Origin of the sequence: Streptomyces sp. NBC_00569 (assembly GCF_036345255.1) — a bacterium.
GTDB lineage: Bacteria > Actinomycetota > Actinomycetes > Streptomycetales > Streptomycetaceae > Streptomyces.
This window is the reverse complement of record NZ_CP107783.1, coordinates 3,693,036-3,707,821: the sequence shown is the minus strand read 5'-3', so window position 1 is coordinate 3,707,821 and position 14,786 is coordinate 3,693,036. Positions and strand designations below refer to the sequence as shown.

The following is a 14,786-nucleotide window of genomic DNA, read 5'->3' as shown; positions in this document are numbered from 1 at the left end:
TCGCCGACCCGACCATGAGAGGCACTCATGCTGTTCCTCGTAGCCGCCCTGCTTCTGCTCGGCGTCGCGCTGGGCTCCGTGGCCCACGCGCCTCTTCCCGTCACCCTCGTCGCCGCCGCCGTCATCGGTGTCTGGCTGGTCGTCTTCGCCGTGCGCGAGCGGACCGCCCGACGACGCCACCAGCACTGATCCATCAGCCTGATCACGTCTGATCCAAGAGGGGGTACCACCATGCACATCACCGCTGACACCAGCACCGACACCCGCACCAGCACCCACACCGACGCCGTGGCCGGGACGGCCCCTGCGGAGCAGCCCCGCACCGGTGCGCGCGACGCCGACGGAATGGCCGTCGCCTCGTTCGTCCTCGGGCTGCTCGGACTGCTCGTCCTCAACCTCTTCCTCGGCCCCGTCGCCATCGTGCTCGCCGGCCTCGCCCTGTGGCGCGGCACCGCCCGCCGTGGCCGTGCGCTGCTCGGACTCGGGCTCGGCGTGGCCGACCTGGCGGTCCTCGCGGCGTTCGTCGCCGCCGACCACACGGTGTCCTGGAGCCTCACGGGCTGACCCCTTTCGCGCTCGGCGTGGGACGGGACCCCACGCGGCGCGGAGCACCGGGACCGGGGCTCGTAGAATCGAGCCCACCATGGCCTACCTCGACCACGCCGCGACCACTCCGATGCTCCCGGAGGCCGTCGAGGTGATGACCGCCCAGCTCGCCGTCACCGGCAACGCGTCCTCGCTGCACGCAGCGGGCCGGCGCGCCCGACGCGCCGTCGAGGAGTCCCGCGAGACCCTCGCCGAATCCCTCGGCGCACGCCCCAGTGAGGTCGTCCTCACCTCAGGCGGCACCGAGGCCGACAACCTCGCGGTGAAGGGCCTGTACTGGTCCCGCCGCGACGCGGACCCCGCCCGCACCCGCGTCCTCTCCAGCCCCGTCGAACACCACGCCGTCCTCGACGCCGTGCACTGGCTCGGTGAGCACGAGGGCGCCACCGTCGAGTACCTGCCCGTCGACGCGTACGGGCGCGTGCACCCGGACGCCCTGCGCGAGGCGATCTCCCGCAACCCCGACGACGTGGCCCTGGCCACCGTCATGTGGGCGAACAACGAGATCGGCACGATCCAGCCCGTCCGTGAACTCGCCGACGTGGCCGCCGAGTTCGGCGTCCCGCTGCATGCCGACGCCGTCCAGGCCTACGGTCAGCTCCCCGTCGACTTCGCCGCGTCCGGCCTCGCCGCGATGACCGTCTCCGGCCACAAGATCGGCGGCCCGTACGGCATCGGGGCGCTCCTCCTGGGCCGCGAGTACACCCCTGTACCCGTGCTCCACGGCGGCGGCCAGGAGCGGCATGTGCGCTCCGGGACGCTCGACGTGCCGGCCGTCGCCGCGTTCGCCGTCGCCGGGCGGATCGCCACCGAACAGCGCGAGCGGTTCGCCCGCGAGATCGGCGGCCTGCGTGACGACCTGGTCGACGCCGTGCGCGCGGCCGTCCCCGAGGTGATCCTCGGCGGCGACCCGGCCCCCGGCGGCCGGCTGCCCGCCAACGCCCACTTCACCTTCCCCGGCTGCGAGGGCGACTCCCTGCTGCTGCTCCTGGACGCGCAGGGCATCGAGTGCTCCACCGGCTCCGCGTGCACGGCCGGTGTGGCGCAGCCCAGCCACGTACTGCTGGCCACCGGCACCGACCCGGACCTCGCCCGCGGCACCCTGCGCTTCTCCCTCGGCCACACGTCGACCGAGGCGGACGTCGCAGCGGTGGCGGACGCGATCGGACCGGCGGTGGAGCGGGCCAGGACGGCCGGGCTGAGCTGACGGCCGGGCTGAGCCGACGGCGGGCTGGGCTGACGGCCGGGCTGAGCCGACGGCGGGCTGGGCTGACGGCCGGGCCGGGCCCGGGCGTGTCCGGGCCGGCCGGGCGGCCTATGCCTTGGCCGTGCGCCCCTCGTCGTGGGCGCGCTTCACCAGGCGCATGTACCGGTCCCAGTCCCAGTGCGGACCCGGGTCGGTGTGGTCCGTGCCCGGCACCTCGACGTGCCCGATGATGTGCTTCCGGTCGACGGGTATCCCGTAGCGCCTGCATATCCCGGCGGTGAGCCGCGCGGAGGACGCGTACATGGCGTCCGTGAAGTCGGCCGGGCGGTCCACGAACCCCTCGTGCTCGATCCCCACACTGCGCTCGTTGAAGTCTTTGTTCCCCGCGTGGAACGCCACGTCCAGCTCGCGGATCATCTGCGCGACGTGCCCGTCCTTGCGCACCACGTAGTGCGCGGCCGCCCCGTGCCACGGGTCCTTGAAGACCTTCAGCGTGCCCTGGTAGCTGCCCTGTGTGACATGGATGATCACGCGGTCGATCGTGTAGTCCGCCGGGCGGTCCGCCCGGCGCCAGTTCGCCGCCGCCGCGGCCACCCACTCCGCGCCCCTGAAGTCGACCTCGCCGGCCTTGCGCGGCTTGTCGATGCCGGGCATCTGCCACCACATGTGCGCCAGATCGCTGCGGGCGAGCAGGCCCACACCGACGGCCGTCGCCGCGCCCCCGATCAGCAGCGTCCGTCTGCTGACCCCCCGGTCACCGTCGCGCTTCGCGCGGCCCCCGGACTTCTGCCGGGACTTCCCCTGTGCTCCCACGACCCGCCCCCGTTCACGTCGTACGAGATCCACAACGGATACTCGCGGGATTCGGTTCCCGCGGCCCCGTACCCTGTTAGAGCTATGACTTCGCAGACCCCGCAGAGCACCCGCCCCCTCCGTGTCCTCGCCGCCATGTCGGGCGGCGTGGACTCCGCCGTCGCCGCCGCCCGCGCGGCGGAAGCGGGCCACGACGTGACGGGCGTCCACCTCGCCCTCTCCGCGAACCCGCAGTCGTTCCGCACCGGAGCCCGTGGCTGTTGCACCATCGAGGACTCCCGCGACGCCCGCAGGGCCGCCGACGTCATCGGCATCCCCTTCTACGTCTGGGACCTCGCCGAGCGGTTCCGCGAGGACGTCGTCGACGACTTCGTCGCCGAGTACGAGGCCGGGCGCACCCCGAACCCGTGCCTGCGCTGCAACGAGAAGATCAAGTTCGCCGCGCTCCTCGACAAGGCGCTCGCCCTCGGCTTCGACGCCGTCGCCACCGGCCACTACGCGAAGGTGGTCGAGCACCCGGACGGCACCCGCGAACTGCACCGTGCCTCCGACATGGCCAAGGACCAGTCGTACGTCCTCGGAGTGCTCGACGACCGCCAGCTCGCGCACGCCCTGTTCCCCCTCGGTGACACGGTCACGACGAAGGACGAGATCCGCGCGGAGGCCGAGCGGCGCGGCCTCGCCGTCGCCAAGAAGCCCGACTCGCACGACATCTGTTTCATCGCGGACGGTGACACCCAGGGCTTCCTGGCGTCGCGCCTGGGCAAGGCCGAGGGCGACATCGTCGACGAGACGGGCAGCAAGGTCGGCACGCACGAGGGCGCGTACGGCTTCACGATCGGCCAGCGCAAGGGCCTGCGCATCGGCACCCCGGCCCCCGACGGCAAGCCGCGCTACGTCCTCGACATCTCGCCGGTGAACAACACGGTGACGGTCGGCCCCGTCGACTCCCTCGACGTCACGGCTCTCACGGCCATCAAGCCCCGCTGGTGCGGCACGGCCCCCTCGGGGCCGGGCACGTACACCGCGCAGCTGCGCGCCCACGGCGACGAGACACCGGTGACGGCGGAGCTGGTCGACGGCACCCTGACCGTCACCTTCGACGAGCCCGCACGCGGCGTCGCCCCCGGCCAGGCCATCGTGCTCTACGACGGCACGCGGGTGGTCGGCTCGGCGACGATCGCGACGACCACGCGCGCGAAGGCCGTCGCCTAGGGCCTGTCCGGCGGATCTTGTCGCGGGCGCGGGCCCCGAGTGCGACCTGATCCGCCGGACAGACCCTGGTCCCGTCGGGCGCTTCCGGGGCGCGCGGGCCTACGCCGAGAAGAACTCGCCGAGCAGCGGGCCGAGTACGTCCGGGTCCACCGCGTGGGTCTGGCCGTCCAGCGTGCGGTACGTCCCGTCGGGCACCGCCTCCGCCACCGCCCGCGCCGCCTCGCGCATCCACGCGGGACTCGCCCCGCCCGCGACCGCGAGCACCGGCACGGTGATCGCGGCCAGCCGCTCCCGCGGCACCAGACCGTCACCCATCGCGGCGTCGTCGTAGGCGAGGGTCGGCGCGACCGCCTCCATGTCCGGCCACCAGGGTGACCGCCGGGCGCCCGCGATCATCTCCGCGGGCATGCCCGTGAGCGACATGAACAGCTCCACCGCGTCCCCGTTGCGGCCGTCGGCCAGAAGCCCGGACAGCTGCCGCGTGTACTGCGCGCGTTCCTCGCCGCTCCCGTCGTCGAGCGCGAACGGGGGTTCGTACACGGCGACCCGGGTCACCGCGAGCCCGCTCGCCGCGGCCTCCAGGGCCAGCGCCGCGCCCGAGGACATGCCGTACAGCGCCGCGCTGCCGCCCACCGCGTCGATCAGCGCCGCGATGTCCTCCACCTCGCGGGCGACCGCGTACGGGGCCGTGTCACCGCTCGCGCCACGGCCCCTGCGGTCGTACGGGACGGCGTCGAGTCCGCCGCTCAGCCGGGCGGCCAGCGGTTCCATCGACGAGCCCGCCGACAGGGCGCCGCTCACCAGGATGACCGCCGGACCCGTGCCGGTGCGTTCGTACGCGATGGCCGTGCCGTCGCAGGAGTTCGTCTTCTTGTCCATGTCCGTGAAGACTCCCCCGCCCGCTGGAACTCATCACGCGGTCAGGCGATTTCCACCTCTTCCACCTCGTAGAAGCACAGGTGGTCCTTGATCGCGGCCACGTCCGGCTTCGGGTCCGGGTACGACCACACCAGGTCGGGGGCGTCCGGCAGGGACCAGTAGGACGCCGTTCCCTTGAAGGGGCAGTACGTCTGTGTGCCGGACGGGTTCAGCAGGTCCACGCGGACGTCCGCCGGCGGGATGTAGTAGCGCACGGGACAGCCCGTCTCGCGCAGCAGCAGCGGACGCGCGCTCTGCGCGAGCACCACCCCGCCCTGGACGACGCGTACGGAACCGGTGCCCTGCTCGATCGTGATCGTGTGTCCATCAGCCATACCTGGGACAGCGCCGGAAGGGGCGCCGTTCTTCCCCCGTACCGTAGGACGCATGAACATCTGCGTCTTCCTCTCCGCCGCCGACCTCGCCGACCGCTACACCCGCCCCGCCCGTGAGTTCGCCGAACTGCTCGGCAAGGGCGGGCACACGCTCGTGTGGGGTGGTTCGGAGAGCGGGCTCATGAAGGTGGTGGCGGACGGCGCGCAGGATGCCGGAGGGCGCCTCGTGGGGGTCTCCGTGGACTTCCTGGCCGCCAAGGCGCGGACGAACGCCGACGAGATGGTGATCGCTCGTGACCTCGCCGAACGCAAGGCACTGCTCCTGGAGAAGGCCGACGCCGTCGTCATCATGGTGGGCGGCACGGGCACGCTCGACGAGGCCACCGAGATCCTGGAGCTGAAGAAGCACGGCAAGCACACCAAGCCGGTCGTCCTGCTGAACTCGGCGGGCTTCTACGACGGCCTCAAGGAGCAGTTCCGCCGCATGGACGACGAGGGGTTCCTGCCCCTGCCGCTCACCGAGCTCGTCTTCTTCGCCGAGGAGCCCGTCGGCGCGCTGGCGTACCTGGAGGAATCAGTCGGCACGCTCTAATGCGAGCATGGGCCGTATGGCAACACATGTGATCACCGGAGCCGGCTCAGGGATCGGCGCGGCAGTGGCGCGCCGTCTGCACGCACGCGGGGACGAACTCGTGCTCCACGCGCGCGACGCGGCCCGCGCGAAGGAACTCGCGGCCCAGTTCCCCGGCGCGGGCACCCTCGTCGGCGACCTCGCCGACCCGGACAAGCTCTCCTGGGCGTTCTCGCATCAGTCGCTGCCCGACCGGCTGGACTCGCTGCTGCACATCGCGGGCGTCGTCGACCTCGGCCCGGTCGGCGAACTCACCCCCAAGTCGTGGCGCCACCAGCTGAACGTGAACCTGGTCTCGCCCGCCGAGCTGACCCGCCACTTCCTGCCCCAGCTCCGCGTCGCCCAGGGCCACGTGATCTTCGTCAACTCCGGTGCGGGCCTCAGCGCGCACGCAGACTGGTCCGCGTACGCCGCCTCCAAGCACGGCCTGAAGGCGCTCGCCGACTCCCTGCGCCAGGAGGAGCACGCCAACGGAGTGCGGGTCACGTCGGTCTACCCGGGCCGCACGGCCAGCGCCATGCAGGTCAAGGTGCACCAGCAGGAGGGCAAGCCGTACGACGCCGCCCGCTGGATCGACCCCGAGTCGGTCGCCACGACGATCGTCATGGCCCTCGACCTGCCGCGCGACGCCGAGGTCAACGACCTGACGGTGCGTCCGGGCCGCTAGCGCATCGCTCCGGTCCACCTGCGCTTGAGCCGGCCCCGGCCCCGTTACGTACGCTTCGCTGGTGAGCGAAAACAGCAAGTTCAGGCCGGGGCCGGCCACCGGTGTCGGATCGATGCCCGGTGGCGACGCGCGCGAGGCGGCCAAGACGGTCACCGGCAGTGTCGAGGAGTTTCCGTATCTGGCGGAACTGCCCGCACGCGGACCCGGCGCCGACATGATCGGCCGGACCACCGGACTGCTCGTCGAGCTCTACGCGCGCGTGGAGCCCAGCGGCTGGCGGCTCGGGGACCGGCCGGGCCGCGACACCCGGCGCGCCCGGTCCTGGATGGGCGAGGACCTGGACGCCCTCGAGGAGTTCACGCAGGGCTACCAGGGGCCGTTGAAGGTGCAGGCGGTCGGACCCTGGACGCTCGCCGCGGCCCTGGAACTGCGCAACGGCGAGGTCGCCCTCTCCGACGAGGGCGCCTGCCGCGACCTCGCCGGCTCGCTCGCCGAGGGCCTGCGCCTCCACCTCGACGACGTGCACCGCCGCATCCCCGGCGCCGAGATCGTGCTCCAGCTCGACGAGCCGTCCCTCATCGCCGTACTGCGCGGCCAGATCAAGAGCGCCAGCGGATACCGAACCCACCGTGCCGTCGACCGCCAGCTCGTGGAGAGCACGCTCCGCGAGGTGCTCTCGGTCCACGACGGGCCCGTCGTCGTGCACTCCTGCGCACCCGACGTCCCGTTCGCCCTGCTGCGCCGCGCGGGCGCCGACGCCATCTCCTTCGACTTCTCGCTGCTCACCGAACGTGACGACGACGCGATCGGTGAGGCCGTCGAGGCCGGCACGCGGCTCCTCGCAGGTGTCGTGCCGGGCACGGACGGCCCATTGTCAGACCCTGCCGGTAGCGTCATGGGAGTCAGGACGCTGTGGCGCAGGCTGGGGCTGAATCCCGGCTCCCTCGCGGAGTCGGTCACGCTCACTCCGTCGTGCGGTCTCGCGGGGGCCTCTCCCGCGTACGCGCGCGCCGCGCTCGCCCACTGCGTCCGGGCGGCGAGATCACTCGCGGACAACCCAGAGTGACGGGTCCGGGTCCGCACAGGGACAAACGGGAGGACGAGACGGTGGCCGGCGAACAGCAGCACGCACAGCCCGCAGAGGTGCCCGCGACGGCACGGGAGCAGCACGCGCAGCTCGCCGAGCAGATCGAGGAGCACCGCTTCAGGTACTACGTGAAGGACCAGCCGATCGTCAGCGACGGCGAGTTCGACAAGCTCCTGCGCTCCCTGGAGGCGCTGGAGGAGCAGTACCCCGAGCTGCGTACGCCCGACTCGCCGACGCAGAAGGTCGCGGGTTCGTACGCGGCCGTGTCCACGTCGTTCGCCGCCGTCGAGCACCGCGAGCGCATGCTCTCCCTCGACAACGCCTTCGACGACGCCGAGTTGGCCGCCTGGGCCGACCGCATCGCCCGGGACGTCGGCACGCCCGACTACCACTTCCTGTGCGAACTCAAGATCGACGGCCTCGCGGTCAACCTCACGTACGAGGACGGCAGGCTCACCCGCGCCGCCACCCGCGGAGACGGCCGCACCGGCGAGGACATCACTCCCAACGTGCGCACGATCGCGGAGATCCCCCACCGCCTCAAGGGCGACCGCGTCCCGGCACTCGTCGAGATCCGCGGCGAAGTGTTCTTCCCCATGGCGCGGTTCGAGGAGCTCAACGCGCGTCTGGTCGAGGCCGGCGACAAGCCCTTCGCCAACCCGCGCAACGCGGCGGCGGGTTCACTGCGCCAGAAGGACCCCCGCGTCACCGCGACCCGCCCGCTCCACATGGTCGTGCACGGCATCGGCGCCCGCGAGGGCTTCGACATCGACCGCCTCTCCCAGGCCTACGAGCTGCTGCACGAATGGGGCCTGCCCACCGCCCGGCACAACAGGGTGGTCGACAGCATCGAGGACGTACGGGAGTTCATCGCCCACTACGGGGAGAACCGCCACTCCATCGTCGAGCACGAGATCGACGGCGCCGTCGTCAAGCTCGACGAGATCCCCCTCCAGGGCCGCCTCGGCTCCACGTCGCGCGCCCCGCGCTGGGCCATCGCCTGGAAGTACCCGCCGGAGGAGGTCAACACCAAGCTGGTCAACATCCGCGTGGGCGTCGGCCGCACCGGCCGCGTCACGCCGTACGCGCAGGTCGAGCCGGTCACCGTGGCCGGCTCCGAGGTCGAGTTCGCGACCCTGCACAACCAGGACGTCGTCAAGAAGAAGGGCGTCCTCATCGGGGACACCGTCGTCCTGCGCAAGGCGGGCGACGTCATCCCGGAGATCCTCGGCCCGGTCGCCGACCTGCGCGACGGCACCGAGCAGGAGTTCGTGATGCCCGCCGAGTGCCCCGAGTGCGGCACCCCGCTGCGGCCCATGAAGGAGGGCGACATCGACCTCCGCTGCCCGAACGCCCGGTCCTGCCCGGCCCAGTTGCGCGAGCGCCTCTTCTACCTCGCGGGCCGCAAGTCCCTCGACATCGAGAACTTCGGTTACGTGGCGGCCGCCGCCCTCACCAAGCCCCTGGAGCCGGCCGAGCCGGTGCTGGCGGACGAGGGCGACCTGTTCGACCTCACCATCGAGCAGCTGCTGCCGATCCGGGCGTACGTCCTCGACCAGGACAGCGGCCTGCCCAAGCGGGACCCGAAGACCGGCGAGGAGAAGATCGCCACGGTCTTCGCCAACCAGCAGGGCGAGCCCCGCAAGAACGCCGTGTCCATGCTGGAGAACATCGCGGCGGCCAAGGAGCGGCCGCTCGCCCGTGTCATCACCGGCCTGTCCGTGCGCCATGTGGGTCCCGTCGCCGCGGAGGCACTGGCCCGCGAGTTCCGCTCCATCGACCGCATCGAGCAGGCCACCGAGGAGGAGCTCGCCGCCACCGACGGCGTCGGGCCGATCATCGCCGCCTCGCTCAAGCAGTGGTTCGCGGAGGACTGGCACCGCGAGATCCTGCGCAAGTGGCGGGCCGCCGGGGTGCGGATGGAGGAGGAGGGCGCCGGCGAGGACCAGGGACCGCGTCCCCTCGAAGGCCTCACGGTCGTCGTCACCGGCACTCTCGAGCACCACACCCGAGATGGCGCGAAAGAGGCCCTGCAGAGCAGAGGGGCCAAGGTGACGGGGTCCGTTTCCAAGAAGACCTCCTTCGTCGTAGTGGGGGACAACCCGGGCTCCAAGTACGACAAGGCGATGCAGCTGAAGGTTCCGGTTCTGAACGAGGACGGGTTCGCCGTCCTGCTCGAACAGGGGCCGGACGCGGCGGCGGACGCGGCGCTTCCGACCGAGGAGTAGCGGTTGAAGACCACCCGTTCAGCGCATACCAGATGCATACGGGTGGCCGGGGCGCATTCGGGCAACCGTGGGCGACCGCTGCCCCTGGAAGCCTTCTGCGGCCTACTGTTGAGGGGTGCGCCTGCCGTGCCCGGCTGCGGATGGGGCATCCCCTGCCCACGACGGGCACGGGGCAGTGAACGAGGACGCGGTACCGCTGACGGAAGTCGTCCGCGGCGGATCGCGTGGCGTGGGCACCGCCGGCTGTGAGAGGGACGGGAATGGAACCGACCGAGAGCGCCGCTCCGGACTCACGGCTGCGCACGCGCTGGCGCGTGTGGCGAGGCGCCGAGAGCCCGGCGCCGGCCGCGCGCAGCGTGCCGGGACGGGACGAGACCGGCGAGAAGGACGACACCGGCGAGAGCGACCAGGGGGACGGGCGCCGCGCGGACGACGCCGCCCCGGCAGCGCGCCCCGCGGACGACAGTCCGGGCGGGGACGAGCACGGTGGTTCGGTGAGCAGGCGCGGCGCGTGGCGCGCGGCGTTCGGGATCCGCGGCGCAGGGCGTACGCGCCGTCGCGCGGGCTCCGGTGCTCAGGGCGAGAGCGGACGGAGTGGCTCCGCCGGCGGGTCGGCCGGATCCGCCGCGCCCGTACCCGGCTGGCCCGCGTCCGGTTCGAACGGCGGAGCCGGGATCGGCGCCTACGGCGTGCCCGGATCCGGTGCGGCGGCGCCCGGTTGGCCCGTCCCGGGTTCGAACGGCGGGGCGGGCATCGGTGCCATCGGCGGTAGCGGCTCCGGAGCGGCGGTGAGCGGCGGGACCGGCTGGACCGGGGCCGCCGCTGACGGTGGTTCCGGGTGGACGGGCGCCGAAGCGGGAGACGCGGGCGGCTGGCCGCGTGCGTACGGGACCTTCGGCGAGGAGGGGGACGGCGGGGAGCGCTCCTGGCTGGGAGCGCTGCCCGTGCTGCCTCTCACGATCGTCGCCCTCGCCGCCGCCGTCCTCGGCACCGGCTTCTACCGCGCCTTCACCGGCAGCCACGCGCTCTTCCCGTCCGGCGGCGCCGGCTGGGCCCTGGCCGTGCTGACCGGCATCATCGTCGGCCACCTCGTCGCGCTCGGCCGCGACCGCTGGTGGGGCGGCACCGGCTCGGGCGCGGCCTTAACGCTCGCGGTCCTGCTGCTCTACGGCTGGGTACCCGCCGGCATGGTCAGCCTCACCGTCGTCGTCCTCGTCGGCATCGCCCGCCGGCACCGCTGGCGCCAGGGCATCCTGCAGGGCGCGGTCGACATCATCGGCATCGGCGCGGGTGGCCTCGCGCTCGCCGTGTTCGGCCAGGTCCCGTCCGTGGAGTCCCCGTGGAGGCCGGAGACCTGGACGGTCCTCAACGTCCCCGAGGTGGCGCTCGTCGCGGCCACCTACCTCACGGTCACGCGCAGCCTGCTCTGGTACGTCCACGCGCCGCGCACCTCCGGCCTGCCCACCGTCGCCCGCACAGCCCTCGTCCGTCAGGGCCTCGTCGGCGCCGCCCTGCTCGGCATCGCCCCGCTGATCTGCGTGGTCGCGATCGCGCTGCCCGAGCTGCTGCCGCTGTTCGCCGTCCCGCTCATCGCGCTCGACTCGACGTTGTGGATCGCCCGGGCCCGCGCCGAGGAGCAGCTGCGCGACCCGCTCACCGGGCTGCCCAACCGGCAGTGGCTCCTGGAGCGGACCTGGACCGCGCTCGACGACGCCGAGCGGATCGGCGCGCGCAGCGCCCTCATGCTGATCGACCTGGACCGCTTCCGGTCGGTCAACGACACCCTCGGCCACCTGGCGGGGGACCGGCTGCTGCTTCAGATCGCCGACCGGCTCCGGATGGCCCTGCCCCGTGGGGCGGAGGCCGCACGCCTCGGCGGCGACGAGTTCGCCGTCCTCCTGCCCGTGGTCGACTCCACGACCTCCGCCACCCGAGTGGCGCGCACCCTGGTCGCCGCCCTCGGTTCCCCGCTCGACCTGGACGGACTCACCCTGGTCCTGGAGGCCAGCGCCGGACTGGCCGTCTTCCCCGACCACGCGCTCGACGCCGAAGGGCTCCTGCGCCGCGCGGACGTCGCGATGTACCAGGCGAAGCGCGACCGTACGGGCGTCGAGGTCTACGAGTCGAAGCGGGACTCCAACACCCCGGACCGCCTCGGCCTGCTCGGCGATCTGCGCCGCGCGCTCGACGCGGGCGAAGTGGAGCTGCACTACCAGCCGAAGGTCCGCTTCGACGGACAGGTCGCGGGACTCGAGGCGCTGGTGCGCTGGGTGCACCCCGAGCGGGGGAAGGTCCCGCCGGACGAGTTCATCGCCATCGCCGAGTCGTCCGGACTCATGCCCCATCTGACCGAGTACGTCCTGGAGACGGCGCTCGCGCAGGTTGCCCGCTGGCGGGCGCAGGGCCTGCGCGTGCCGGTCGCGGTGAACGTGTCGCCGAGGGACGTGCACACCCCGGGATTCGCCGGCGCCGTCGCCGCGCGGCTCGCCCGGCACGGCGTCCCCCCGGGCGCCCTCCAGCTGGAGATAACCGAGCACGTCCTGCTGGAGGACCCCCAGCGCGCCGCCGACACCCTCGCCGGGCTCACCGGGCACGGCGTGAAGATGTCCCTCGACGACTTCGGCACCGGCTACTCCTCCCTCGTCCACCTGCGCCGCCTCCCGGTCAGCGAGCTGAAGATCGACCGCTCGTTCGTGGCCCGCCTCGCCGTGGACAACGAGGACGCGGAGATCGTCCGCTGCACCGTCGACCTGGCGCACTCGCTCGGCCTGCTCGTCGTCGCCGAGGGCGTCGAGGACGACGAGACCTGGGAGCGCCTGCGCGACCTCAGGTGCGACGCCGTCCAGGGCTGGCTGGTGGCCGCCGCGATGCCGCCGGACGAGACGACGGCGTGGCTGCGGGCGCGCGGCTCCCGCGGTTGGCAGCGGCCCTCCGTCCTCGCCGCCGAGGCCGAGGACCAGTCGTCGGGACAGACGGTCAACTGAGCCGTACAGGGGTGACCGGAGGTGTCAGGGCCTCCGAACGGGAAACCGTTTAGGGGGCACGGCACCGTGCCCCATAGGATTGGGGCCAGTCGTCCCATTCCCGTCTGTCGTGCGACGCCCGGCACGCACTCGCCGCGTTGCCGAATCGTCCACGTGGCTCCGCCACGAGGACGCTCCGGCGCCTTGCGATCGCACACACCGGACGACGCACGACCCGCCCCTCGGGCGGACGACGGGAATGGGACGACTGGCCCCGGCCCAAACCACACTCACTCACCCCAGAGGATCGCTGCATGCCTGGCATCACGCGCGAGGAGGTCGCACACCTCGCACGGCTGGCGCGTCTGGAGCTGAAGGACGAAGAGCTCGACCACTTCGCCGGACAGCTCGACGACATCATCGGCGCGGTCGCCCGCGTCTCGGAGGTCGCCGACCAAGACGTACCGCCGACCTCCCACCCGCTCCCGCTGACGAACGTCATGCGGGCGGACGAGGTTCGTCCGTCGCTCACCCCCGAGCAGGCGCTCTCCGGCGCCCCGGCCCAGGAACAGCAGCGTTTCAAGGTGCCGCAGATCCTGGGGGAGGACTAATCACCATGACGGACAGCAACATCATCAAGCTCACCGCCGCCGAGATCGCCTCGAAGATCGCCGCCGGCGAGCTCACGGCCGTCGAGGTCACCGAGGCCCACCTGGCCCGGATCGAGGCCGTCGACGAGAAGGTGCACGCCTTCCTGCACGTCGACCGTGAGGGCGCGCTCGCACAGGCCCGCGCCGTCGACGCCAAGCGCGAAGCGGGCGAGAAGCTCGGCCCGCTGGCCGGCGTACCGCTCGCGCTGAAGGACATCTTCACCACCGAGGGCATCCCGACCACCGTCGGTTCGAAGATCCTCGAAGGCTGGATCCCGCCGTACGACGCCACCCTGACGCGCAAGCTCAAGGACGCCGACGTCATCATCCTCGGCAAGACCAACATGGACGAGTTCGCCATGGGGTCCTCCACCGAGAACAGCGCCTACGGCCCGACCGGCAACCCGTGGGACCTCACCCGTATCCCCGGCGGCTCCGGCGGCGGTTCCTCCGCGGCCCTCGCCGCCTACGAGGCCCCGCTCGCCATCGGCACGGACACCGGCGGTTCGATCCGCCAGCCCGCGGCCGTCACCGGCACCGTCGGCGTCAAGCCGACCTACGGCGGCGTCTCGCGCTACGGCATGGTGGCGTTCTCCAGCTCCCTCGACCAGGGCGGCCCCTGCGCCCGCACGGTCCTGGACGCGGCGCTCCTGCACGAGGTCATCGCCGGCCACGACCCGCTCGACTCGACGTCCATCGACGCGCCGGTCCCGCCGGTCGTCGAGGCCGCGCGCAACGGCTCGGTCCAGGGCATGCGCGTCGGCGTCGTCAAGCAGTTCTCCGGCGAGGGCTACCAGGCCGGCGTCGTCCAGCGCTTCAACGAGTCGGTCGAGCTGCTGAAGTCGCTCGGCGCCGAGATCGTCGAGCTGGACTGCCCGACCTTCGACCTGGCCCTGTCGGCGTACTACCTGATCGCGCCGTCCGAGTGCTCGTCCAACCTGGCCCGCTTCGACGCCATGCGCTACGGCCTGCGGGTCGGCGACGACGGCACGAAGTCGGCCGAGGACGTCACCGCCCTCACCCGTGAGGCCGGCTTCGGCGACGAGGTCAAGCGCCGCGTCATCCTCGGTACGTACGCGCTCAGCTCCGGCTACTACGACGCGTACTACGGCAGTGCCCAGAAGGTCCGCACCCTGATCACCCAGGAGTTCGAGCGCGCCTTCGAGCAGGTCGACGTGATCGTCTCGCCGACGACGCCGACCACCGCCTTCCCGATCGGTGAGCGCGCCGACGACCCGATGGCGATGTACCTGGCCGACGTGTGCACGATCCCGACCAACATGGCGGGCAACGCCGCCATGTCGCTGCCGTGCGGCCTCGCGCCGGAGGACGGCCTGCCGGTCGGGCTGCAGATCATCGCCCCCGCCATGAAGGACGATCGCCTGTACAAGGTCGGCGCTGCCGTCGAGGCCGCCTTCGTGGAAAAGTGGGGGCATCCGCTGCTCGAGGAGGCTCCGTCGCTGTGA

Annotated in this window: 14 protein-coding genes; 11 read left to right on the top strand and 3 right to left on the bottom strand. The window is 72.4% G+C overall.

All coding sequences use genetic code 11. The features are described 5' to 3' along the window. Positions 1-27: 27 nt before the first annotated feature. The 3 genes from OHO83_RS16530 to OHO83_RS16520 all read left to right on the top strand — a co-directional run bounded on the left by OHO83_RS16530 (position 28) and on the right by OHO83_RS16520 (position 1,813). The gene (locus OHO83_RS16530) at positions 28-189 is read left to right on the top strand and encodes a hypothetical protein (RefSeq protein WP_266559820.1); all 162 of its coding nucleotides are present in this window, start codon (positions 28-30) and stop codon (positions 187-189) included. A gap of 42 nt (positions 190-231) precedes the next feature. Further along, the gene (locus tag OHO83_RS16525; RefSeq protein ID WP_382476681.1) at positions 232-564 is read left to right on the top strand and encodes a hypothetical protein; all 333 of its coding nucleotides are present in this window, start codon (positions 232-234) and stop codon (positions 562-564) included. A 79-nt stretch (positions 565-643) separates the two neighbouring features. Beyond that, complete coding sequence (locus OHO83_RS16520) at positions 644-1,813, top strand: cysteine desulfurase family protein (RefSeq protein ID WP_266674422.1); 1,170 nt, start codon at positions 644-646, stop codon at positions 1,811-1,813. 108 nt (positions 1,814-1,921) lie between these two features. Here the strand turns inward: OHO83_RS16520 and OHO83_RS16515 are convergent, their stop codons facing one another. Beyond that, positions 1,922-2,626 (bottom strand): N-acetylmuramoyl-L-alanine amidase, encoded by a 705-nt coding sequence (locus OHO83_RS16515; RefSeq protein WP_266674424.1) that lies wholly within the window; start codon positions 2,624-2,626, stop codon positions 1,922-1,924. A gap of 84 nt (positions 2,627-2,710) precedes the next feature. Between OHO83_RS16515 and mnmA the strand changes: the two genes are divergently transcribed. After that, positions 2,711-3,841: a tRNA 2-thiouridine(34) synthase MnmA gene (mnmA, locus tag OHO83_RS16510; RefSeq protein WP_116509612.1), complete on the top strand. Its 1,131-nt coding sequence runs from the start codon at positions 2,711-2,713 to the stop codon at positions 3,839-3,841. A gap of 99 nt (positions 3,842-3,940) precedes the next feature. Here the strand turns inward: mnmA and OHO83_RS16505 are convergent, their stop codons facing one another. Both OHO83_RS16505 and OHO83_RS16500 read right to left on the bottom strand, forming a co-directional pair. After that, positions 3,941-4,720, bottom strand: a complete 780-nt coding sequence (locus tag OHO83_RS16505; protein WP_266674426.1) for an alpha/beta fold hydrolase — start codon at positions 4,718-4,720, stop codon at positions 3,941-3,943. Positions 4,721-4,761: 41 nt separating this feature from the next. Next, a complete protein-coding gene (locus tag OHO83_RS16500; protein ID WP_266674428.1) occupies positions 4,762-5,094 on the bottom strand; it encodes a DUF427 domain-containing protein in 333 nt (110 codons plus the stop codon). 52 nt (positions 5,095-5,146) lie between these two features. On the opposite strand from OHO83_RS16500, the gene OHO83_RS16495 reads away from it, so the two are divergent. From OHO83_RS16495 to gatA, 7 genes are all read left to right on the top strand, one after another. Beyond that, entirely contained in the window at positions 5,147-5,686 is a 540-nt protein-coding gene (locus tag OHO83_RS16495; protein WP_266674430.1) for a TIGR00730 family Rossman fold protein, read from the top strand. 7 nt (positions 5,687-5,693) lie between these two features. Continuing rightward, complete coding sequence (locus tag OHO83_RS16490; protein ID WP_266674432.1) at positions 5,694-6,392, top strand: SDR family oxidoreductase; 699 nt, start codon at positions 5,694-5,696, stop codon at positions 6,390-6,392. 61 nt (positions 6,393-6,453) lie between these two features. Then, complete coding sequence (locus tag OHO83_RS16485) at positions 6,454-7,458, top strand: methionine synthase (RefSeq protein WP_266674434.1); 1,005 nt, start codon at positions 6,454-6,456, stop codon at positions 7,456-7,458. 41 nt (positions 7,459-7,499) lie between these two features. Next, positions 7,500-9,707, top strand: coding sequence for an NAD-dependent DNA ligase LigA (ligA, locus tag OHO83_RS16480; protein ID WP_266674435.1), 2,208 nt, complete (start codon positions 7,500-7,502; stop codon positions 9,705-9,707). A 260-nt stretch (positions 9,708-9,967) separates the two neighbouring features. Further along, positions 9,968-12,691 carry a putative bifunctional diguanylate cyclase/phosphodiesterase gene (locus OHO83_RS16475; protein ID WP_443066048.1) on the top strand — a complete coding sequence of 908 codons (2,724 nt, stop codon included), beginning with the start codon at positions 9,968-9,970 and terminating at the stop codon, positions 12,689-12,691. 293 nt (positions 12,692-12,984) lie between these two features. Then, positions 12,985-13,281, top strand: a complete 297-nt coding sequence (gatC, locus tag OHO83_RS16470; RefSeq protein WP_016642027.1) for an Asp-tRNA(Asn)/Glu-tRNA(Gln) amidotransferase subunit GatC — start codon at positions 12,985-12,987, stop codon at positions 13,279-13,281. Further along, positions 13,281-14,786: an Asp-tRNA(Asn)/Glu-tRNA(Gln) amidotransferase subunit GatA gene (gene gatA / locus OHO83_RS16465; RefSeq protein ID WP_266676647.1), complete on the top strand. Its 1,506-nt coding sequence runs from the start codon at positions 13,281-13,283 to the stop codon at positions 14,784-14,786. The genes gatC and gatA overlap by 1 nt, the downstream gene beginning before the upstream one ends.

Bases quoted from the DNA above. Each gene is read 5' to 3' on its own strand.
- OHO83_RS16530 (WP_266559820.1), top strand. From the start codon at position 28: ATGCTGTTCCTCGTAGCCGCCCTGCTTCTGCTCGGCGTCGCGCTGGGC.
- OHO83_RS16495 (WP_266674430.1), top strand. From the start codon at position 5,147: ATGAACATCTGCGTCTTCCTCTCCGCCGCCGACCTCGCCGACCGCTAC.
- OHO83_RS16490 (WP_266674432.1), top strand. From the start codon at position 5,694: ATGGGCCGTATGGCAACACATGTGATCACCGGAGCCGGCTCAGGGATC.
- OHO83_RS16475 (WP_443066048.1), top strand. From the start codon at position 9,968: ATGGAACCGACCGAGAGCGCCGCTCCGGACTCACGGCTGCGCACGCGC.
- OHO83_RS16525 (WP_382476681.1), top strand. From the start codon at position 232: ATGCACATCACCGCTGACACCAGCACCGACACCCGCACCAGCACCCAC.
- gatC (WP_016642027.1), top strand. From the start codon at position 12,985: ATGCCTGGCATCACGCGCGAGGAGGTCGCACACCTCGCACGGCTGGCG.
- mnmA (WP_116509612.1), top strand. From the start codon at position 2,711: ATGACTTCGCAGACCCCGCAGAGCACCCGCCCCCTCCGTGTCCTCGCC.
- OHO83_RS16520 (WP_266674422.1), top strand. From the start codon at position 644: ATGGCCTACCTCGACCACGCCGCGACCACTCCGATGCTCCCGGAGGCC.
- OHO83_RS16500 (WP_266674428.1), bottom strand. From the start codon at position 5,094: ATGGCTGATGGACACACGATCACGATCGAGCAGGGCACCGGTTCCGTA.
- OHO83_RS16505 (WP_266674426.1), bottom strand. From the start codon at position 4,720: ATGGACAAGAAGACGAACTCCTGCGACGGCACGGCCATCGCGTACGAA.